The organism is Bacillus sp. AFS012607 (assembly GCF_002558005.1).
In the GTDB taxonomy this organism is placed as follows: Bacteria; Bacillota; Bacilli; order Bacillales; family Bacillaceae_G; genus Bacillus_A; species Bacillus_A thuringiensis_S.
In genome coordinates this window covers 234,762-256,091 of sequence record NZ_NTVM01000006.1, presented here as the reverse complement: position 1 = coordinate 256,091, position 21,330 = coordinate 234,762, and the positions used below count along the sequence as shown (strand labels likewise).

Sequence of the window (21,330 nt, the reverse complement as noted above, 5' to 3'; positions counted from 1 at the left end):
AGTTTTTCTCTTTACTTTTCAATATATGCAGCTTGTTTTTATTTTAATCCTTCAACGATGTCTGATAGTTCACTCCATCTTTCCATCTTTTTTTCTAGCTCTTCTTCTGTTTTCTGCTGTGCTTCAGATAATTCTTGTGCCTTTGTGAAGTCAGATCCAACTTTCGCAAGTTCTTCCCCAATTGACTCAATTTTCTCTTCAAGTTCGGCAATTGTATCTTCAATCGTTTCCCATTCACGCTGCTCATTGTATGAAAGTTTACGTTTACGTTGTTGTTTTGGAGCTTCTTCTACTACTTTTTTCTCTTTTTGAACTTCCGCTTTCTCCATAAGTTCTCTCGTTTTTTCCATTTCTAAATAATCTGTATAACTACCTAGGAACTCACGCACTTCGCCTCCGCCAGTAAAGATGAACAGTTCATCTACTACCTTATCTAAGAAGTAACGGTCATGCGATACAGTTAAAACGACACCTGGGAAATCTTCTAAATAATCTTCTAGTACTGTTAATGTTTGTGTATCTAGATCGTTCGTAGGTTCATCAAGTAAAAGTACGTTTGGTTCTCCCATTAAAATACGTAATAAATATAAACGTCTTCTTTCACCACCAGATAGTTTACCAAGCGGTGTACCATGTGAATGAGTCGGGAATAAGAAACGTTCTAACATTTGAGATGCACCAATTACTTTTCCATCTGTTGTATGAATAACTTCTGCAATCTCTTTAATGTATTCAATCATACGCTGATTTAAATTCATCTCTTCATTTTCTTGCGTATAATAAGCAACTTTTACAGTTTGTCCTACTTCAACTTCACCACTATCAGGAGATAACTTACCTGCAAGCATATTTAATAGAGAAGATTTCCCGCTTCCGTTCGCCCCAATAATTCCAATACGATCACCTGGTTTCACAATATGATTAAAATTATGTAATACCGTCTTATCGCCAAATTTTTTCGTTACATCTTTTAACTCAAGTACTTTCTTTCCTAGACGACTTCCACTTAGTGCAATATCAACTGACTGTTTTGCAGCTGGTCCTTCTTGTTCCTTTAGCTCATCAAAACGCTGAATACGCGCCTTTTGTTTCGTAGAACGGGCTTTTGCACCACGACGAATCCAAGCAAGTTCACGACGATATAAATTTTGGCGTTTGGATTCTTGTGCCAATTCTTGCTCTTCACGAAGTGCTTTCGCTTCTAAAAATGTACTATAGTTTCCTTCGTAGCTATATAATTTACCATTATCTAATTCAAAAATACGATTCGTCACACGATCTAAGAAATAACGATCATGGGTTACAAGTAATACCGCACCTGTATATCTTGCTAAATATTCTTCTAACCATTCAACTGTCTCATGGTCAAGATGGTTCGTAGGCTCGTCTAAAATTAATAAATCAGGTGTTTCAATAAAACATTGTGCCATTGCGATACGTTTTTTCTGTCCACCAGATAAATTTCCAACAATTGCAGTGAAATCTGTAATTCCTAATTTCGTTAGAAGAGATTTCGCATTTGCATTTGCTTCCCATGCACTCATTGCATCCATACGTTGCTGCACTGCAAATAATTGTTCCTGTACTTTTTCATTACTTGGATCTTTTTCAATATTTAATAGTGCTTTTTCATAATCACGAAGAAGACGAATTAAAGGTGTATCACCATGGAACACTTGCTCTAATACTGTTAGTTTTTCATCAAAATCTGGTTGCTGTGATAAATAACTAATTGTATACCCACGTGAATGCGTCATATCACCTGTATCAGGAGTTTCTAATCCTGCAATAATTTTTAATAATGTCGATTTACCAGTACCGTTTACACCAATAATTCCGACACGTTGTCCTTCTGTAATACTACATGATAATCCATCAAATAACGGCTTTTCTCCATATGATTTTGATAAGTTCTCCACAGTTAACATTTTCATATTTGTGCATTCCACTCTTTCATAAATTGTTCAATAAACTGTTCCATGTAACGATGACGAATTTCAGCCTCTTGTTTTGCTGCATTCGTATTCATTAAATCTTTTAATTTCAAAAGTTTTTCATAAAAATGATTTAAAGATGGATCATTATTTTTTCTATACTCTTCTTTCGTCATTTCTTCACGCGGCGGAATAGTTGGGTCATACATTAATCTCCCTTTTGCCCCGCCATATGCAAATGTACGAGCAATTCCAATTGCACCAAGAGCATCTAAACGATCCGCATCTTGAACAATTTTCCCTTCAAGTGACTCTACTGTGCCGCCATGGCCACCTTTATAAGACATATTGGCGATGATATGAAGAATATGTTTACTTTCCTCTTCTTCAACACGTAACTCTTCTAACCAATCAGAAACTTTTTTCATTCCTGCTGCTTCACTTTCATTTAGCTTTTCATCTGCCACATCGTGAAGTAATGCTGCCATTTCAATTATAAAACGATTTCCACCTTCTTGCTCAGATAAAGAAATCGCCAGTTTATGTACACGCTCAATATGATACCAATCATGCCCACTCGCATCTTTTTCTAAAATATGTTTTACAAAAGTAATTGTTTTTTGGATTTTTTCTTGTTTTGTCATTTTATCTTCACCCAGTTACTTATTGTAACACGCCCGCATTTTTTCATCACATATTTTCTTGTCTGCCCATACACTAGGTGGTAGGCATCATCATGAAGGAGGAATAAACATGTTCTATAATAATCAACCGCCTTACCCAAGGCAACCATTTTACCCTCAACAGCAGGAACAGAGATACACAGAACAATACGAAGAACAAGAGTTACAGCAACAAGAACAACAATATGACGAAAATCCATATGCAACAACGCAAAATCAAGAAACTGAATTTCAACAAAATCCATATGACACACGTCCAAATTATGAATATCCTCAAAATCCATATGCAGTAGCACAAAACCAAGAACAACAATATCAGCAAAATCCATATGTAACACCACAAAACCCATACACAACTCAACCGCAATACCAACAACAAATGTATCAACCAAACTACGACGCACGTGTCTCACCACCTAAACCACCAACAATAGATCCAACTCAGCCACAAATTTTACCGCCTGGGCCAACATTAGACATTACACAACCACAAATCTTACCACCTGGACCAATTACAGAACCAACACAACAACAAATTCAACAAGTTGTCGGTACACAGTTTTTACCTTTCAAGAAACCCGTACTAGATTTCGTAAAACCATGGGTAGATTACGGTTTAAATGAAGCAAAACATACATCACATGAACACGCATTAACAGAAGTTGCTGCGATTATGTTTTTAGTTGGTAAAGGCTTCAATCCGACGATTGCACATTATATCGTTGAATCTTGGGAGAAGAATGAGCAGTTTTAGGGTTGTTTATTTGATAAAATATAAAAAACACAAAAGTGCCAAACCCCTTATACCACAAGGTTTTTGGCACTTTTTAATATCTAAAACAAATTTTATTGAAATAATTATTTTTATAGATTTTCATACTTTTTTATATAGTACGTGAACAAAATGTGAGCAAATATGTGAACATATACAGTACAAAATTACACCTTTGTATACACATTTTTAGAAACATCTTACGTTTATCAAACAATAACCAAAAGACGTACCTGCAACCTCATCATATAGATAATAGATATTAAAAAGAGGACACTATAAGCGCCCTCTTCCTTAGGTTTTAAATATGTTCTCCATGATCCATAAACACTTCAATTGCTTCGTTTTGTGGTATGTCTTTTACATTAGTAAGACCAAAAGTAAAAACAGCGGATAACATCATCATTAATAAGATTGCTTTTTTCATTTTAGCGCCCTTCTTTCTATGCTCTTTTTGTCTGCATCTAAAGCGATGTGCAAATACTTGCTTGCTTTTCTGTGATTTTCTGAACCATAGAATATTTCACCTAAAAGAGAAGCATATTCTTTTACCCAATCATATAATTCTTCTTTTTCAAAATACGAAATACCTTCTATAACCACATTTTCTAATTCTTCTTGCGGTACATAGTTATGTACTGCTTTTAAAATTCGGAAATGATGACGATAACATAAGTCGCTAATCTTATAGCCATTCTCAATATATTCATTAGCGATATGACTATAACCTAACTTAAAATGTTCTCTTGCTAAAAGAAACATAGTTTTAGCGTTATTTTCTAATGAATCCTCTAAGTGTTTAATTGCTAACTCTGGCATGTTTTGACTTGCGTATAAAAGTCCTAAATTATGCTTAACTCGTTTAATAAGAAGTTCATCATTAGATTTTTGGAAGGTACCTAGTGCTGAAAGTAAATATTCCTCTGCACTTTCGAATTCATTTAGTCGAATGTGTGCCATTCCTAAAGTATTTAAGCATGCTGCAGTTTTTAATTCATACCCTGGACTAATTGAAAATACTTCATTCGCCTTTGTAGCAAATTGAACTGCTAGGATCGGTTTTAATACGTGATAGTAATGGACTGCAAGCCAATAATTAAATTCAGCTTTTTCAATTTCATCATGCATGTACTCTAAAAACGTTTCAGCTTTTTCAAATTGCATTCTTGCTTCACTATGGTTTGCTTTATTAATAGCGTAAATTGCTTTAAATAAATGATGATAGTACTCTAAAAATGTTTCTGTAGACTCTGGTAAAGGCTCGATTTTGTCCAGAATATCTTTTGTACTATCCATATCCCGAATTAGCAGTTTATACCGTGCATTCAATAAAGCGTAGTAGACTAATATTGTTTGGTCTTCCTTAATATTATTGATTTTATTTGCAATATCTTCTTTTATTTTCTGAGACTGTAATACACGTTGTGAAATCATAGCTTGATACCATTCGTTTAATAATTTTGTGATTTCTTCTTTAGAAATAATGTCAACACTCATCTACTTCTACCCCCTTTTGTTAAATGTTATCATGACATGCTTGTTTGCATAAATAAGTTTTTGAATATTCTAACTTAAAAAATTATTTTTGAATATTCATGTTAACAAAATGGTCCCTTTTCAAACCTTAAAAAAGAACACATGTTTGTAGTGGAGTTAAAAAAACAAACGTGAGGTATTACATCATGGGATATAACAGCTTTCCTGTAGTACGTGGAAGAGGTATGGTGAAATGGAATCCGTTTGCTTCAATACCGGAGCAATACGAGGAAATACATAGAATGTTTGAGGAACAATATAAAGTACCTAAACCTTTTTTAACACAAGATACTATGGAACGAATAGAAAGAGCGTTAATGCAATCTTTTCACGAGGAAGAAGAAATACATATCTCATACTATCGTGATGGAATGGTGCAAGACATGTACATAAATGTATTACATATTGAACCGATGACGAAAACTATATATTGTACAGATGCCTTTGGTTTGAATACTAAGTTTAAGTTTGATGAATTGGTGAATATAAATTAAAAGAAGCCGCCCGACAGGACTGAAGTGCACCCCAATTGTTAGACACAGCCTAACAATTGGGGTGCACTTCACATATATAGGTGGCTTTTGTACGACAAAAAAAGAGCTCTGCTATACAGCAGAGCAAAAGAAAAATATATAACCCTATAAAAATAATACAAATTATTGATACTTTCAAAAGACGAAATTTAAATTTCCATCACAATAATAGCTATGTTTAAGTATGAAACATTCTACCTTCACTATAGCTATGAATATTCTTATTTTAGAATTCCATAGTATCCAAATAGCTCTTTGAGAGATACCTCAATACCGAACTTCTTCAAAGAATCTTTTCTTTGTTCAAAGAGAAGTTCTAAAACTTTTTTCTTATCTTTGTCTCTTCCATAATGAATCAACCTATGACAGTTCGGACATATACTAACTATATTTCCAACAACATCTAAACTATTTTCAAAATCAATTCATTTATACGATTAATTGTGTAAGAATTATGATGTGTGATTTCTCCTAATTCCTTGTACTGCCTTACGCTTTTTTTCCATTTCACAATTACAACATTATTTTTTTGTAACTGTTTAAATTGCTCTTGTGTTTCAAAGTTTACAAAATTCATATCAATTCCCCTTTGTATGAAAATGAAATTTCTATAATAAAACTTTATAAGCTTTATATATCCATTCTTCATCTTTGTCTTCTTCCACATAAAAGATTTCTATTTTTATTTCCATACCATTTTCCATTAAAACGTGCGCTTCATATTTCCCATCTACATAACTAGCACAATCAATATTGTCTGCTACTATTTCTCTCCATTTATCAGGTAAACTATCATAAAAACGTTCAATGGCCGCTACTAAAACTAAATCTTCTAAATGAGCAGTTTTAAGGTTGTTTATTTTTAAAAACATCAAAAATGCCAAATCCCTTATATCACAAAGGATTTGGCATTTTTAAGTATTTAGAACACCTGCTAAATTTAAGGAGAAATTAACAGACATGCGTCCGGTATAATGCCGTGTCCACACCCAAGGATCGGTTACATAAAATAACGTATCTAACCTGGGAAGTCTATTAGTCTTTTCCCCTTATAGTAACACTCTCTTCTACTAAGACCTTTTCTTTCTAGGGCCTACAATTAATTTAATCGCTGTTCTCTCTTCATTATTAATAGAAATCTCTTGAAACGCTGGAACAAAAGCTAAGTCAATACCACTTGGAGCGACGAACCCTCTTGCAATCGCAATTGCTTTAATCGCTTGATTTATAGCTCCAGCCCCAATCGCTTGAATTTCCACATTACCACTTGTTCTTAGTACACCTGCTATTGCACCTGCGACTGAATTTGGGCTTGATTTTGAAGATACCTTTAATATATTTTCCATGTAAGTTGCTCCTTCTATTATTTAATCTCTCTTTCGTTACAATTTTAAATATTTTAGCGTATCTTTAATTACTATTCACACCAAAAACAAACGATGCTTCATATGTACATTTATTCTATTTTTTCTGACTTCTTCCTGCCCAGCTACACAAATAAAAACAAAAAATAAATAATCTAATATACATACGATTAAATATCATAGCTTCACCAAACGATAACATCCATACAGCAAAAGATAATATTGCTGTTTTGTCATACGAAATTAATATAGTAAAGTGAAACTTTACTCAGTGGGGGGTTTTGTTCATCCCCACCTAACTTCTTTGCTTTCGCTGAATTTTGAGGTGGGAGTCTTACTGCTCGGAAAATAGCGGGATAAACGTTTCCTCGTTACTTCAATCCATTTAGAAATCCCATTCATTTTTCTATCAAATTCTGAACCTTATCATCTTCAAAAAGTGTTAAAGGTAATACCCCAATACTACATTTCATCATTTGACCACTTTATATTCCAAATCTATCTCCTTTTATAGTACAAGCATACACGCCAATTGTGATTCATTTTCATAAACTATTATGTGTTTTACATTTATTAAGAATAGGAGGTAATATATTGGGTTCATACTATCATTCTTCAAACTCGTATAAAAAATGCTCATGCAAATCTTCTTCCAGTTCAAATAAAAAATGTTCATGTGACTATTCACATAAACGAAGCTGTCCTGCATACGGAACTTTTTGGCAAACTGAATTTATAACTGTTCCTTTTGGCAACCCTTTTCCATTTAATCACGTTGGACCTTTAGCAGGAGGCGTTTCCTTACTAAACCCTACTACTATACAATTTAGACAAGCTGGTGATTATAGAGTTTCGTTCATTTCCAGTATTAATACTACTTTAAATCCTGTATTTCCACATATCCCAGTCATAACTATATTTTTAAATAACAATCCACTTGCTAATAGTCAAGGTGACTTCGCTATTCAAATGAATACTTCATCAAATAACGAATGTCTTCAACTCGTTGGCGAAACGATTGTTACAGTGCCAGCTAATTCAACTCTTCAACTTAGAAATAATAGTGGCTTTAATCGTCAAAGTATTGTAACTTGTGACAATGGTATAAATTCAGTTGAATTAACAGTTACAAAACTAAGTTAATATTATTTCTTCACATTCAGATGCTATTTCAGCATCTTTTTTTATTGAATAACAGTTTTCTTCGACTTTTATTATCTCTCATCACGCAAAAAAAGTGCAGAATTCTTTCTAACACAAGATTTCTGCACTTTTATATTATGCTTATTTATTCTTCCTTATTTCTCTACATAAACCGACTTAACAATCGTACGATTATATGGTTTTCCTTCTTTATTCATCCCTTTTATATCCATCGTAACGTTATATACTCCCGGTTGTTTTATATCTTTCAAAGCACCTGTAAATGTATTCGTATTAACATTTTGTAATTCATTAAATTCAGAGACTAACTTACCTTCTTTATTAACGACTCTTACTGTTATGGAAAGATCCCCTTTCATTTCAGGTGCCATTGGTGATTTTTTCAGTTTATACTCAGGTTTATTTACTTTAACTTTTGTAGGTATTTGAAGAACAAATGGTGCGTCATTCTTGTAATCGCTTACAACTAAATATGCATCTTTCGACTGCTTCGCCATCATTTTGATTTTCCATTCGCCTACTTCCAATTTATCAAACTTAAATGTTCTAATTGTCGCCCCATTAAAGAAAGATTCGCCTTCACCAGTAGTTATAGCGCTATCTTTATTTGCATATATTTTTCCTTTTGGAGATACCATTTGTACTTCTACATCAGAAGAAGCAGTTAGTACAGAAACTATTCCTTCCGCTTTTTTATCAACTGTAACGGTTTGCTCTATCCACTGATTTTGTGGTAATTCGCCTCCTAAAATATTTTGATTTGAAGTTGTATTTAATTGTTCTAGATTTTCATTTGAACTAGTGCTGGATGCTACTAAAGCTGGTAATTCCACATTTGTCGTACGTAAATATGGTTCGATTCGTGTAAAAACAGCTGATCCTTTTCTTATATTGTCATGATCAAATCTGGAATCTGTAAATAAATGTGTACCGTACGATAGCTTCGCACTCCATTCATTTACTAGTCCATCATTTGAACCGTACGATGATAAATATAACCCGCCCATAGATAATGCAGAAAATGTTGGCCCCCAGCTAGTCCCAGTAGCCGTATAGTAACGGTTTAATTTAGCTGCTGGGTTATTATCTATTGTTGAACGAAACTTTGCCATTTCACCTATTTGTAACGAGTACGTACCATCATCTTTTTGACCTAATATAGAAGCTAGCCACCCTGCCCACCAACTATATGACAAATCTGCTAAATTTGAGCCGTGATGCGGTGTAGCAAGTGTAATAACATTTCCAACAAATCGATTCGCATCATATTCAACTAATGCGGCTTGTGTATCAATACCACCTTTACTATGCGCTACAATATTAACTTTTTTACCGAAATGATTATATATTTCTTCAAGTTTTTGTGCTAACAGTTTTCCGTTATCCCACTGACTAGCCGAACCTTTCCCCGCAGCATCATATAATTGTATAAACACTGTTTGATAGCCTGCTTTCAAAGCATAATCATACATATCATTTATATCATGATATACTGTCTTTCCATACCAACTATCCGCATTACCATTTCTTCCTTGTACAAAGAGAATTGGTGGTTTATTCTCATCATAATTAGCAGGTTTTTGGCCTAAAAACCATTCCCCAGGTGTAAATACTTCTGTGTCAGGAAACCCCTTTCCAAGCTCTTTTACAACTTCTGCCTGTACATTTGTGCTAATCGTTGGAGCCATGATAAAAAATACAATTAGTAAGGCCACACATCTTCTCATCAGTCTCATATTACTCCCCCTATTTTTTTGAAAGAAGGTGTTCTTTATAATATTTTATATTTTCCCTTCCTTAATAATAGCTAATCTTTGATTTTAAAAAGATGTTAGCCCTATTTTTAGAAGGTTACTAGTTGTGTACCCTCTTCCTTAACTCTCGTTATTCTCTTTGTTTCTACCTCTTCCTTTTGATAGAATACGACAAAAAAGTTTCTCAATAATTGTTAACTTCGCTACATCCAGATATTTTTTAAATCATTATTGTTTATATAAAGCATACAAATCTTGAAAAAATTTTAGTAAAAAAACATTTTATTACTAGTTAGTTATTTAAAAACATAATAAAGATATGTACTTTCTTTTCATTAAATACAAAATAATTTTAAAGGACCCTATATTGTAAGGCTTTCCTACAATTAAAAATCAAACTGAAATTTCCGAATAAACAATCATATTTCCAGAAACATATATTATGATAATTTCCGCGCACTTGAATTAACCTTGTAGAAGTACTAACCTATCGGTGAGCAGAAGAAAATTCTGTAAAAAGAAAGGAGAATACTTTATGATGACCAATTTACAAAAGGAGTTTTTTGAACGCTTAAAAATTCCTGCAAAAGAAATAACATTTGATGATTTAGATGAAATCTTATTAAAAATGGGAATGATTCTCCCCTATGAAAATCTTGATATTATGGCTGGTACTATTAAAAATATCTCAAAAGATAACTTAATAGAAAAGTTACTTATTCAAAAACGAGGTGGACTTTGTTATGAATTAAACTCCTTATTGTATTATTTTTTAATTGATTGTGGGTTTCAAGTATACAAAGTAGCCGGTACTGTTTATGATCTTTACGATAATAAATGGAAGCCCGATGATGGTCATGTCATTATCATATTAAGTCATGAGAATAAAGATTATGTTGTGGATGCAGGTTTTGCATCTCATCTCCCTTTACATCCAGTCCCTTTTAAAGGAGAAGCCATCTCCTCTCAAACAGGAGAATATCGAATTCGTAAACGAAATACTCGAAAAGGTACGCATATTTTAGAAATGAGAAAAGGAGCTAACGGAGAATCTACAAGTTTCTTACAATCTGAACCTTCAAATGAATGGAAAATAGGTTATGCTTTCACTTTAGATCCAATAGATGAGAAAAAAGTGAATAACATTCAAAAAGTGATTGTAGAGCATAAAGAATCTCCTTTTAATAAAGGAGCTATCACTTGTAAATTAACTACTTATGGTCACATATCGTTAACAAATAAAAATTACACAGAAACCTTTAAAGGCACCAAAAATAAACGACCAATAGAATCTAAAGATTATGCTCGCATTCTTCGTGAATCTTTTGGAATAACGCAAGAGAAATATGTAGGAAAAACACTAGAAAGAGGTTAGTTGACTAGAAGTATTTCATAATAAAGCAGATTCTATATTTAGAATCTGCTTTATTTTATATTTTGTTATAAACTAATTTAATTTTGTTGTTACCCTTTAATTTTCAATTATATACTCATCATCATATTTATCGTATTGTAACCCTTTCCCTATCTTTGATTCTGTAACTTGATCTCTTAAAAACGGTGCAGCACCCATTTTGCTAGTTGCAATTTCAATTCCATATTTTTTCGTTAAATGAGCTAACTCTATTAAAAACCACTCTCTTCGCAATGTAACTGGAATATCAAATGTTTTTCTTTTCATATATAATAGCACCTCTTTTATTTTCATAGCTTAAAAACATCACTGGATGCACTTATTAAAACTACCTTCCACCCCTAACATCCAATGAAACATTATAGTATATGCATGTCCATTTCAAACGTGCTATCACAAATATGATATTAAAGTTTACATAATTATATTATGTAATAATAGAAGAGAAAGGCATGTCCCTTCCTCTTCTATTATAGATATTTAAATTAAGAACATCTTGGTACACCTAAAGCTAAAAATAAACCTGCTACTCCCGCAGTAATCGGTACTTTTAACGTAATAACATCGTCTACCTTCGTTACTAAAAAGTAAGCATTACCTTCTTGTAATATACAAGTTACCAACAATTGAAATTCCATTCAAATCTCCTCCTTTCAATCGATATACTATAATTTATGAAATCTCTTTCAAAAAGTAATAGTAAATATATCTATTTTCCCTTATATATAAATAAATGTTTATAAGTCTAGTAAAAATATTAATTTTCTAAATTTATATAAAACGTGTAATATCCAATAAGTTCCTATATAATCAATAAGAAAAATCTTACAAATGGAGGTATGAAAATGGCGATTTTGAGTAATATTGGTGCAGCTTTATTTTTTATTGCTTTTATTCTTTTAATCTTATGTATCATTTCATTCTTTAAAAAAATGGAAAAGCAAAACAATATGGACGTCCTACCGTTATTCTTTTTATGATTTCAATTATATTAATAGTGACTGGTACAACAAAATCTGAACACCCAGTCATCGAATTTTTTGCTATTTTAAGTTTCATTCTATTTATATTCTTCCTTGTACTTGCAATATTATCTGTTATTAAGAAAACAGGTGTAGCAAAAAAACAATTTATTATTACAGCCGTATTATTTGTCATTTTTGTTGCGCTATTAGGTATTTCAGCTCCTTCTTCTGAAAAAACGACAGCAACTAGTACAAAAGTTGCCTCTAACAATGAAGAACAAAAAGATAGCGAAAAGAAAAAAGAACTAGAAAAGAAAGAGGCTGACGAAAAAACTCAAAAGCAAGAAGATGAGAAGCGTCTAGCCGAGGAACAAGCTCGTAAGCAAGAAGATGAAAAACGTCTAGCCGAGGAACAAGCTCGTAAGCAAGAGGATGAAGAACGTCTAGCTGATGAACAGGCTCGTAAACAACAAGAAGAACAAAAACGTCAGGCTGATGAACAAGCTCGTAAGCAACAAGAAGAGCAAAAACGTCAGGCTGATGAACAAGCTCGTAAGCAACAAGAAGAGCAAAAAGCACAGCAAACTCAAACACAACCTACCTCAGGAAATACTAGTAGTGCATATTACAAAAATTGTGATGCAGTTAGAGCTGCGGGGAAAGCTCCTCTATATAAAGATCAACCAGGATATAGGCGTAAACTAGATAGAGACGGCGATGGAGTTGCATGCGAATAATAGTAATAAAAAAGAAGCTTAGTAAAAGCTTCTTTTTTTACTGTAATGCCTTACATTTAATATCCCTTTCTCTTATTTAGATGTGTTCTTAAATAAATTTCATACTATTATTCTCAAAAATGACACATAATAAGTGATTTCAATCACCACATTGATTTTCATTTATCGCTATTCTTAATTTAGTAATTACATTCAAACTTTATGGAGGCGTTCATATGAAACATACATTTACTGAAACTTCTATTGTCGGTGAGATCGTTACACAATTCCCGAAAGCTAGTGATCTTTTTAAATCATATAGAATAGATTTTTGTTGTGGTGGCAATAAACCGCTTATTGATGCAATTCATGAAAGAAATTTATCAGCTACTGAAGTGCTTACAGAGTTAAATACGCTTTATAATAATATGAAACGATTAAATGAATCTGAAATTGATTGGAAAAATGCTTCTTATCGCGAATTGATTGATTATGTTATAAATAAGCATCATCGCTATTTAAATGAAGAGTTGCCACAATTAAGTCCGTATGTGACAAAAGTATTACGTGTTCATGGGGCAAGTCAGCCTCATTTAGCTCAAATTCATAAGCTATTTCATGAACTAAAGATGGAACTAGAACAACATTTAATTAAAGAAGAAACAGAAGATTTTCCATTAATTTTAGAATTTGAACAAAATCCAACTGAAGAAAACTATGTGAAGTTACGTAAAGTAGTAGATGAGTTGGAAAATGAACATAACCACGCAGGCAACATTATTAAAGAGCTTCGTAAAGTTACAAATGACTTTACTCCTCCAGAAGGAGCTTGCGGCACTTATCGACTTGTTTACCAACGCCTTGAAGCACTAGAGTCTGATTTATTTGAGCATATTCATTTAGAAAATAACATTTTATTTCCACGTGCAATTACGAGAGTGTAAATTAAGTGCAGGACATGAGTGTAAATACTTATGTCCTGTTTTTTCATTTGGTAAAGAATATACACATCCCTCTCGAATAAGTCCGAATTTTAACAATTTGTGAATCATTGTAAAAATGTGATAAATATCACATCTCCCTCTTTTTAAATTTTCTATAATAGAAATATAATCCTTTGTTCAACACTTCACATAAAAAGGGGAAACGAAAATGAAAAAACGTTTAGTTATGATCGGAAATGGTATGGCTGGCATACGTTGTATGGAAGAAATATTAAAACATGATAGTGATTCATATGAGATTACTATTTTTGGAGATGAACCACATCCAAACTACAATCGCATTATGCTCTCTCATGTTTTACAAGGCAAAACAAATATGCAAGATATCATTATGAATGAATATAGTTGGTATGAGGAAAATGAAATAACTTTGTATACAGATGAAAGGGTTCAAAGTATTAACCGAGAAGAAAAAATAATTATCACAGAAAAAAATCGTACTCTTACATATGACAAACTAATTATCGCAACAGGTTCTAGTGCTTTTATTTTGCCCGTTGAAGGTTCTACTCTTCCTGGCGTAACAGGATTTCGAACTATTGAAGATACACAATTTATGATTGATACCGCTAATGAAAAGAAAAAGGCTGTTGTCATTGGTGGTGGATTACTTGGCTTAGAAGCTGCAAGAGGTCTTATTGATTTAGGAATGGACGTATATGTCGTTCATTTAATGCCAAGCTTAATGGAGCAACAGCTAGATGCCAAAGCAGCTTCTCTATTACGCGAAGATTTAGAAGCGCAAGGCATGCAATTTCTAATGGAAAAGAAAACTGTAAAAATTCTTGGTACAGACCATGTTGAGGGCATTCAATTTGAAGATGGTGAAGTTGTAGATTGTGATTTAATCGTAATGGCTGTCGGAATACGCCCAAATACGCAAATAGCAAAAGATGCTGGTTTAATTGTAAATCGCGGTATTGTAGTCAATGACTATATGCTAACAAATGATGAATCCATTTATGCAGTTGGAGAATGTGCAGAACATGACGGTATCGCATATGGACTTGTTGCTCCTCTTTATGAACAAGGTGCGATATTAGCAAAACATATAACGAATTTACAAACTGATGGATATACGGGCAGTATCGTCGGTACGCAATTAAAAGTTGCAGGTTGTGATTTATTCTCTGCTGGCCAAATTTATGAAGATGACCAAACGAAAGCAATATCCATCTTTGATGAATGTAAACGTTCCTATAAAAAAGTATTAATTCGTGACAATAAAGTCGTCGGTATCGTTTTATATGGTGACACAGCTGACGGTACACGCCTCTTTAGCATGTTAAAGAAAGAAGAGGATATACAAGAATATACAACCGCTTCCCTTCTCCACAAAGCTGGTGAAGAAAGTGTACTTGACGTTGCTACAATGAGTGCGGATGACACGATTTGCGGATGTAATGGTGTTACGAAAGGTACAATCGTTCACGCCATTTTAGAACAAGAGTTAACGACTTTTGAAGAAGTTAAGGGCTGTACGAAAGCCGCAGGTTCTTGTGGTAAATGCCGTCCGCTTGTGGAACAAGTTTTATCTCATACACTTGGAGATGCTTTTGATGCCTCAGCGCAATCTGCCGGTATGTGTGGATGTACAACTTTATCCCGTGATGAAGTCGTAGCGGCCATTCACGAGAAAGGCTTAAAATCTCCAAAAGAAGTACGAAATGTTCTTGGTTTTATACATGAAGAAGGCTGTTCAAAATGTCGTCCTGCTTTAAACTACTATTTACGTATGGCGATTCCAGAAGAATATGAAGATGATAAATCGTCCCGTTTCGTTAATGAAAGAATGAATGGTAACATCCAGCACGATGGTACATTCTCTGTTATTCCACGCATGTACGGAGGCGTTACAACAGCTGATGATTTAATGAAAATTGCTGAAGTTGCGAAAAAGTACGATGTTCCTCTTGTGAAAATTACAGGTGCAAGCCGAATCGGCTTATATGGTGTTAAGAAGCAAGATTTACCTAACGTATGGGCTGACTTACATATGACTTCGGGATATGCATATTCAAAATCGCTTCGTAATGTAAAATCATGTGTTGGTTCTCGCTTCTGCCGTTTCGGTACGAAAGATTCATTAGGACTTGGTATGTTGCTTGAACAATCATTAGAAATGGTAGATACACCTCATAAAATGAAGATGGGTGTAACGGGCTGTCCGCGTAACTGTGCGGAAGTACTGACGAAAGATTTTGGCGTTGTTTGTGTCGAAAATGGCTACCAACTTTATATTGGCGGAAATGGTGGTACGGAAGTACGCGAAGCTGATTTTGTAATGATTGTCCCTACTGAAGATGATGTCCTTCGCATCGCTACAGCTTATATGCAATATTATCGTGAAACTGGTATTTATGGAGAGCGTACTGCCTACTGGACAGAACGTTTAGGCTTCGATCACATAAAAGAAATACTGCAAGATGCAAATATGGTCACTAAGTTAAATGAACGTTTCCAAAAAGCTCGTGGCACATATAAAGAAGCATGGGGACAAGCACTAGAAACGAAATCATTAAAAGCGATGTATGAAGTAGAAACTGTGAAATAAGGAGCTGTGATCTATATGATACAAACGAAAGAAAAAATAAAAGTTATGCGTGCGGAAGACCTTCCTATTCAAATCGGTAAAGAGGTGCAAATGAATGGTATGTCTATCGCCCTATTCCGCCTTTCAAATGGAGATATTCGAGCTGTAGAAAATCGTTGTCCTCATAAAAACGGACCGTTAGCAGAAGGAATTGTATCTGGAGAATTCGTCTTTTGTCCACTGCATGATTGGAAAATTTCATTACTAACAGGTGAAGTGCAAAAACCTGATGACGGCTGTATCCAAACATACGAAGTAGAAGTTATTGATGGTGACATTTATATAAACATGTAATTTACGAAAGGAAGCCTCCTCTGGCTTCCTTTTACATAAAAATAGAAGAGGTGCGATTATGAACGGATATGTATATTTAGTTGGTGCAGGACCAGGTGATGAAGGGCTTATTACAAAGAAAGCGATAGATTGTTTAAAGCGTGCAGATATCGTTTTATATGACCGTTTATTAAACCCTTTCTTTCTTAGTTATACAAAAGAAACATGTGAACTTATGTATTGCGGCAAAATGCCAAAGAATCATATTATGCGACAAGAAATGATTAACGCCCACCTCCTTCAATTCGCACAAGAAGGAAAAATCGTTGTCCGATTAAAGGGCGGAGATCCATCTATTTTTGGCCGCGTTGGTGAAGAAGCAGAAACTTTAGCAGCAGCGAACGTTCCATATGAAATCGTACCAGGTATTACATCTAGCATCGCCGCTAGTAGCTATGCAGGTATCCCCCTCACCCACCGTAACTACAGTAATAGCATCACTTTATTAACTGGGCATGCAAAAGGCCCTTTAACCGATCATGGAAAATATAATTCATCCTATAATAGCGACACGATCGCCTACTACATGGGTATAAAAAACTTACCTACAATTTGTGAAAACTTACTACAAGCAGGAAAGAAAAAAGATACACCAGTAGCCGTCATTGAATGGGGTACAACTGGTAAACAACGTGTAGTCACAGGGACACTGTCCACCATTGTTTCTATCGTCAAAGACGAAAATATTTCTAACCCTTCTATGACAATTGTTGGTGATGTTGTTTCCTTACGTAATCAAATCTCTTGGAAAGAACGCAAGCCATTGCACGGCAAGAAAGTTTTACTTGCATCTGCAACAAATAAAAAAAGCGCAATAAAGAAAATGTTACAAGAGTCCGGTGCAGAAATATATCAAATTCCAATTTTCCAAAAGAAAGAATACACATTAACCTCTGAACAAATTAATAAGATTTTTAACGTTGATCGTCTTGTATTTTGTTCCGCTGAGAGTGTAGACATCTTAGTGCAATCATGTAGTAAATATCATAAAGATATTCGCTCCTTACAGGCAGAGCTTCAGTATATGAACCTTTCTATTCAAGAAAAGCTTATGCAATATGGATTGTTAAGTAAACCTGCGCAATTTTCTTCGAATTCAACGATTTATTTAGGACGAAACATTAACCGAATTGCTGTTATTCAAGAAAAAATTGGTGCTGGTTCCTATATGATGACTCATGAGTACACAATTGATCATCGCTTCGATGAAATTCATTCCCGTATGCTTTCTGAATTCTCATGGGACAGCATTGTATTTGAAGGTCGTGCTTCTATTGATACGTTTCTAGCAGAAATAAAACACCTAGGCTTTATCAATATTCTTACTCTCCCATTCTCGTATACCGACGTTCCAACTTTACACTATGCGAATAAAGTCGGTTTTCATAATGTAGATGAGCAATTACAAGACATGATTATGAAGAAAGATTTGGTGGTACGATGAAAGGAATTGTATATGTTGGACACGGGAGCCGCTTACAAAAAGGTAACGAACAATTCATTCACTTTATTCAATCTGTTATAAAAGAACGTAACGAACGGATTCAAAAAATAGCTTTCCTAGAACTAACGACACCTACCATTTCGGATGCAGTTACAGAAGCAATACTAGAGGGTGCAACTGCAATAATGATTGTACCTGTTTTATTATTTGCAGCAGCTCACTATAAACGTGATATTCCTTTTGAGATAGAGAAAATACAAAAGCAATATCCACATATAACATTTTCAGTTGTACAACCTTTTAGTACACATCCACATATGGTTGAACTTGTAGTAAAAAGAATACGTGAAACTATGCCAATGCAAGGTAGTAGTGTTTTACTCGTAGGGAGAGGCAGTAGTGATCCACAGCCGTTACATGAATTACAACAAATCGGAGCAGTCGTCGAACGAAAACTCAGTATGCCAGTATCGTGCTCCTTTTTAACGAAAGGAACTCCCTCTTTTACTGCTGAGCTCAAGGCTATAACATCGACTTCATCCCATGTATATGTCATGCCGTACCTTCTCTTTACCGGATTATTACTTCAAAAAATTAAATTGCATGCAAAAAAATACGATCACGTTACAACTTGTAACTGTCTTCAGTTTGATAGATACATGAAGTTAACATTATTAGAACGAATGGAGGAATGCATATATGTATAACATGTACCCTCTTATGTTTAATTTAAATAAAAAAGTGGTCGTTATAGTTGGTGGTGGTAAAATCGCATATCGAAAAGCGTCCGGATTAAAGGATACAGGCGCTTTTGTCACCGTTATCAGCCCAGAAATTTGCGAGGAAATGAAGGAACTTCCTTATATTACTTGGAAGCAAAAAGCTTTTAGTAATAATGATATTAAAGATGCTCATCTTATTTATGCAGCTACAAATCAACATGCTGTAAATATGATGGTCAAACAGGCCGCCCATGATTTCCAGTGGGTTAACGTCGTAAGTGATGGTACAAAATCATCGTTTCACACACCTGGTGTCATCCGACATGATGAATATGTTGTCACTATTTCAACTTCAGGTAAAGATCCATCGTTTACGAAGCATTTGAAGCAGGAACTAACATCTATATTTCCTAAACTTATAAACAAGCTTTCTCGTACTCATAAAATGTAATCTATCACTTAGCTAAAATAGTAATTAACTTTGAACAAACGTTTTTTAGAGGCGTTTGTTCCTTTTGCTTTAGTTTCGCTTTTTAGGATCAGACAAACAATTGGACAAGAATCTGTGAAGAAAAATAGCGGCAACAATTACGGACAAAAAAAGCAGTTGCTTGAGAGCAACTGCTTCAATACAGGTTTTATATTGGATATTCATTCAACCAAATTAGCGCTTGTTCATAATCATCAAAAAATCTCACAGATTCTTTCGTATTAGATTGTTGTAAATAATCCATTATCTCCCCCTCTTCAAGGAGAAATGCAATTGCCTTACTGTTATTCAAAATGATTTCATTGAAGAACTTCTCTTTCCATACTTTTTGAACAGAAAAATGATTTGGCGTGTATCCTTTTCTATCCACCAACAATTTGTATTTCCGCCCTTCAGAAATGAATTGCTGACAAACCTGCTCAAAACCATTAAACCATTCATACACATCATCTGTTTTTATATTTCCAACTAGATGGGTAACAATTATATCTCCTGAAACTGTTGTGCTGATATTCTGTTTACTCAACTTGGAATCCCTCCTTAGTTACAATTTTGCGGAAAAACCGCATAAAATCAATAAAGAAAAAATTCTTACTTGACACTCCCACCCCATCGCTATCAAACTAAGCTCATGTAACGTCAATTATAAGCGAAATTGTGTCTTTTTTCGCAAGTCTATATGTAGATGCTTTAAAGATTTGCATCCGAAATAACCCCTAATGCGTTTCCTTTTTTTGAATTAAACTGCTTGATTATCAGACATGGTACAATTGTAAACGACACCCAATATATCTAAGACTGTTTTCTTCTCATATCGATGGGATTTCCGTCCATCATTTATCGCCTCAAATCTATTCGTTTTTGCACGTATATTCAAAACAAAATATATGACAAATAAATAACGACAGTTACTGTAACAATGCTGAAAAGTGTTGAAAATAAAACGATTTGTGCATGTAGTTCAGGCTCTATTTGATACTCCATAGCAATGGTTGATGTATTTCTTGAAGTAGGAAAAGAACTTGCAATAAATAATGATTGTGCAACAATACCATCAATTTTTAGTAGATAGATCATGGCAAGTGCTAATAATGGTCCTATCAGTAACCTTCCAATTAAAGCCCATGTTATGACTCGATGGAAAAAATTAAGCTTAATGTTAGATAATTGCGCTCCTAGCAATATGATTGCTATTGCAACAAAACTATTCGCAAGCTGATTAAGAGGTAGAAAGATAGAATTAGGTATTTGAATTTTAAAAGATTGAAAGAGAACCCCTAATACAAGCGCATGAAGTACAGGCAGTCTTAGAAATGATTGAATAATACTTCCGATTGTTTTTGTTGCTGATAGTAAGTTATATATCCCATATGAATAAGTTAAAAGATTCTGGAAAATCACAATAAAAATTTGAATGGAAACCCCCACTGGATTGTGACTGAAAATCAATTGACTTACTGGTAATCCATAATTACCGGAATTCATTAACGAAATACTATTTTTTAGAGCTGCACTTTCTCCTTTTTCTAACTTTAATGTTTTTGAAATGAAATGACTTACTATGATCAGACTCAAACTATAAAGCATTAAATAGTATATTATCTGGAGCAACAAACCTGTCTCTATACTAATATCATATATATTCATAAATACAGCCGCTGGCATCAAGCAATAAGTAATAAGTGTAGATAGCTGCTTTAAGTTAAATTGGAACTTCCTTTGTAAAATTGCACCAATTAGCAGCAATATTAATATTGGTAATATTACGTCTAATATAATAAAAATAATCATTTAAAACCTCATTCTACATATATTTTAGTTGGATTAAACGCTCTCTTTTCTTTAACATATCAAATATGACTCATAAAGAAAATTATAGATTATTTATACAAATTCATAACTTTATCTT

22 protein-coding genes and 2 pseudogenes are annotated in these 21,330 nt (G+C 33.9%); 11 read left to right on the top strand and 13 right to left on the bottom strand.

Annotated elements, in window-relative coordinates:
- Window positions 1-38 precede the first annotated feature (38 nt).
- Window positions 39-1,934, bottom strand: a complete 1,896-nt coding sequence (locus CN409_RS05990; RefSeq protein ID WP_000783164.1) for an ABC-F family ATP-binding cassette domain-containing protein — start codon at window positions 1,932-1,934, stop codon at window positions 39-41.
- Entirely contained in the window at window positions 1,931-2,578 is a 648-nt protein-coding gene (locus tag CN409_RS05985; RefSeq protein ID WP_000165956.1) for an HD domain-containing protein, read from the bottom strand. Before CN409_RS05985 ends, CN409_RS05990 begins: the two co-directional genes overlap by 4 nt.
- 109 nt (window positions 2,579-2,687) lie before the next feature.
- On the opposite strand from CN409_RS05985, the gene CN409_RS05980 reads away from it, so the two are divergent.
- Complete coding sequence (locus CN409_RS05980; protein WP_086391044.1) at window positions 2,688-3,371, top strand: hypothetical protein; 684 nt, start codon at window positions 2,688-2,690, stop codon at window positions 3,369-3,371.
- A gap of 319 nt (window positions 3,372-3,690) precedes the next feature.
- Here the strand turns inward: CN409_RS05980 and CN409_RS05975 are convergent, their stop codons facing one another.
- Window positions 3,691-3,816 (bottom strand): hypothetical protein, encoded by a 126-nt coding sequence (locus CN409_RS05975; protein WP_000709202.1) that lies wholly within the window; start codon window positions 3,814-3,816, stop codon window positions 3,691-3,693.
- Window positions 3,813-4,886 (bottom strand): response regulator aspartate phosphatase, encoded by a 1,074-nt coding sequence (locus CN409_RS05970; protein ID WP_017763084.1) that lies wholly within the window; start codon window positions 4,884-4,886, stop codon window positions 3,813-3,815. Before CN409_RS05970 ends, CN409_RS05975 begins: the two co-directional genes overlap by 4 nt.
- 185 nt (window positions 4,887-5,071) lie before the next feature.
- Here CN409_RS05970 and CN409_RS05965 point away from each other — a divergent pair, with 185 nt between their 5' ends.
- Window positions 5,072-5,419: a YolD-like family protein gene (locus tag CN409_RS05965; RefSeq protein WP_000541073.1), complete on the top strand. Its 348-nt coding sequence runs from the start codon at window positions 5,072-5,074 to the stop codon at window positions 5,417-5,419.
- 260 nt (window positions 5,420-5,679) lie between these two features.
- Here the strand turns inward: CN409_RS05965 and CN409_RS32630 are convergent.
- The 4 genes and pseudogenes from CN409_RS32630 to CN409_RS05950 form a co-directional block, all read right to left on the bottom strand.
- A pseudogene (locus tag CN409_RS32630) lies at window positions 5,680-5,880 on the bottom strand (HNH endonuclease); the annotation flags it as partial.
- Window positions 5,862-6,035: a hypothetical protein gene (locus CN409_RS31695; protein WP_001012095.1), complete on the bottom strand. Its 174-nt coding sequence runs from the start codon at window positions 6,033-6,035 to the stop codon at window positions 5,862-5,864. The gene CN409_RS31695 and the pseudogene CN409_RS32630, both read right to left, overlap by 19 nt.
- 31 nt (window positions 6,036-6,066) lie before the next feature.
- Entirely contained in the window at window positions 6,067-6,330 is a 264-nt protein-coding gene (locus tag CN409_RS05955) for a hypothetical protein (RefSeq protein ID WP_000478848.1), read from the bottom strand.
- A gap of 198 nt (window positions 6,331-6,528) precedes the next feature.
- On the bottom strand, window positions 6,529-6,804 hold the full coding sequence (locus CN409_RS05950; protein WP_000427801.1) for a stage V sporulation protein S: 276 nt from the start codon (window positions 6,802-6,804) through the stop codon (window positions 6,529-6,531).
- A 612-nt stretch (window positions 6,805-7,416) separates the two neighbouring features.
- On the opposite strand from CN409_RS05950, the gene CN409_RS05945 reads away from it, so the two are divergent.
- Window positions 7,417-7,965 (top strand): hypothetical protein, encoded by a 549-nt coding sequence (locus tag CN409_RS05945; RefSeq protein ID WP_017763083.1) that lies wholly within the window; start codon window positions 7,417-7,419, stop codon window positions 7,963-7,965.
- A 155-nt stretch (window positions 7,966-8,120) separates the two neighbouring features.
- Here CN409_RS05945 and CN409_RS05940 read toward each other — a convergent pair whose 3' ends face one another.
- Window positions 8,121-9,722 (bottom strand): esterase/lipase family protein, encoded by a 1,602-nt coding sequence (locus tag CN409_RS05940; protein WP_001238698.1) that lies wholly within the window; start codon window positions 9,720-9,722, stop codon window positions 8,121-8,123.
- Between the two features lie 553 nt (window positions 9,723-10,275).
- Here CN409_RS05940 and CN409_RS05935 point away from each other — a divergent pair.
- Entirely contained in the window at window positions 10,276-11,115 is an 840-nt protein-coding gene (locus CN409_RS05935; RefSeq protein WP_000988895.1) for an arylamine N-acetyltransferase family protein, read from the top strand.
- 96 nt (window positions 11,116-11,211) lie between these two features.
- On the opposite strand, the gene CN409_RS05930 is transcribed toward CN409_RS05935, so the two are convergent.
- Both CN409_RS05930 and exsG read right to left on the bottom strand, forming a co-directional pair.
- Window positions 11,212-11,421, bottom strand: a complete 210-nt coding sequence (locus tag CN409_RS05930) for a hypothetical protein (protein ID WP_000824195.1) — start codon at window positions 11,419-11,421, stop codon at window positions 11,212-11,214.
- Between the two features lie 218 nt (window positions 11,422-11,639).
- On the bottom strand, window positions 11,640-11,792 hold the full coding sequence (gene exsG / locus CN409_RS05925; RefSeq protein WP_000395679.1) for an exosporium protein ExsG: 153 nt from the start codon (window positions 11,790-11,792) through the stop codon (window positions 11,640-11,642).
- A 207-nt stretch (window positions 11,793-11,999) separates the two neighbouring features.
- Between exsG and CN409_RS05920 the strand changes: the two are divergent.
- The 7 genes and pseudogenes from CN409_RS05920 (at window position 12,000) to CN409_RS05890 (ending at window position 19,382) form a co-directional block, all read left to right on the top strand.
- Window positions 12,000-12,856 (top strand): annotated as a pseudogene (locus CN409_RS05920) (excalibur calcium-binding domain-containing protein).
- 215 nt (window positions 12,857-13,071) lie between these two features.
- A complete protein-coding gene (gene ric / locus CN409_RS05915) occupies window positions 13,072-13,779 on the top strand; it encodes an iron-sulfur cluster repair di-iron protein (RefSeq protein WP_000683171.1) in 708 nt (235 codons plus the stop codon).
- A gap of 208 nt (window positions 13,780-13,987) precedes the next feature.
- The gene (gene nirB / locus CN409_RS05910) at window positions 13,988-16,393 is read left to right on the top strand and encodes an NADPH-nitrite reductase large subunit (protein ID WP_000746934.1); all 2,406 of its coding nucleotides are present in this window, start codon (window positions 13,988-13,990) and stop codon (window positions 16,391-16,393) included.
- A gap of 15 nt (window positions 16,394-16,408) precedes the next feature.
- Window positions 16,409-16,726, top strand: a complete 318-nt coding sequence (nirD, locus tag CN409_RS05905) for a nitrite reductase small subunit NirD (protein ID WP_000616697.1) — start codon at window positions 16,409-16,411, stop codon at window positions 16,724-16,726.
- Window positions 16,727-16,784: 58 nt separating this feature from the next.
- Window positions 16,785-18,209 (top strand): uroporphyrin-III C-methyltransferase, encoded by a 1,425-nt coding sequence (locus CN409_RS05900; protein ID WP_097980862.1) that lies wholly within the window; start codon window positions 16,785-16,787, stop codon window positions 18,207-18,209.
- A complete protein-coding gene (locus CN409_RS05895; RefSeq protein ID WP_000676489.1) occupies window positions 18,206-18,916 on the top strand; it encodes a sirohydrochlorin chelatase in 711 nt (236 codons plus the stop codon). The genes CN409_RS05900 and CN409_RS05895 overlap by 4 nt, the downstream gene beginning before the upstream one ends.
- On the top strand, window positions 18,909-19,382 hold the full coding sequence (locus CN409_RS05890) for a precorrin-2 dehydrogenase (protein WP_000282583.1): 474 nt from the start codon (window positions 18,909-18,911) through the stop codon (window positions 19,380-19,382). The genes CN409_RS05895 and CN409_RS05890 overlap by 8 nt, the downstream gene beginning before the upstream one ends.
- A 187-nt stretch (window positions 19,383-19,569) precedes the next feature.
- Here the strand turns inward: CN409_RS05890 and CN409_RS05885 are convergent, their stop codons facing one another.
- Together CN409_RS05885 and CN409_RS05880 are read right to left on the bottom strand one after the other, a co-directional pair.
- Window positions 19,570-19,947: a hypothetical protein gene (locus tag CN409_RS05885; RefSeq protein WP_000043368.1), complete on the bottom strand. Its 378-nt coding sequence runs from the start codon at window positions 19,945-19,947 to the stop codon at window positions 19,570-19,572.
- A 347-nt stretch (window positions 19,948-20,294) separates the two neighbouring features.
- Window positions 20,295-21,212: an AEC family transporter gene (locus CN409_RS05880; RefSeq protein ID WP_017763078.1), complete on the bottom strand. Its 918-nt coding sequence runs from the start codon at window positions 21,210-21,212 to the stop codon at window positions 20,295-20,297.
- Window positions 21,213-21,330: the final 118 nt, after the last annotated feature.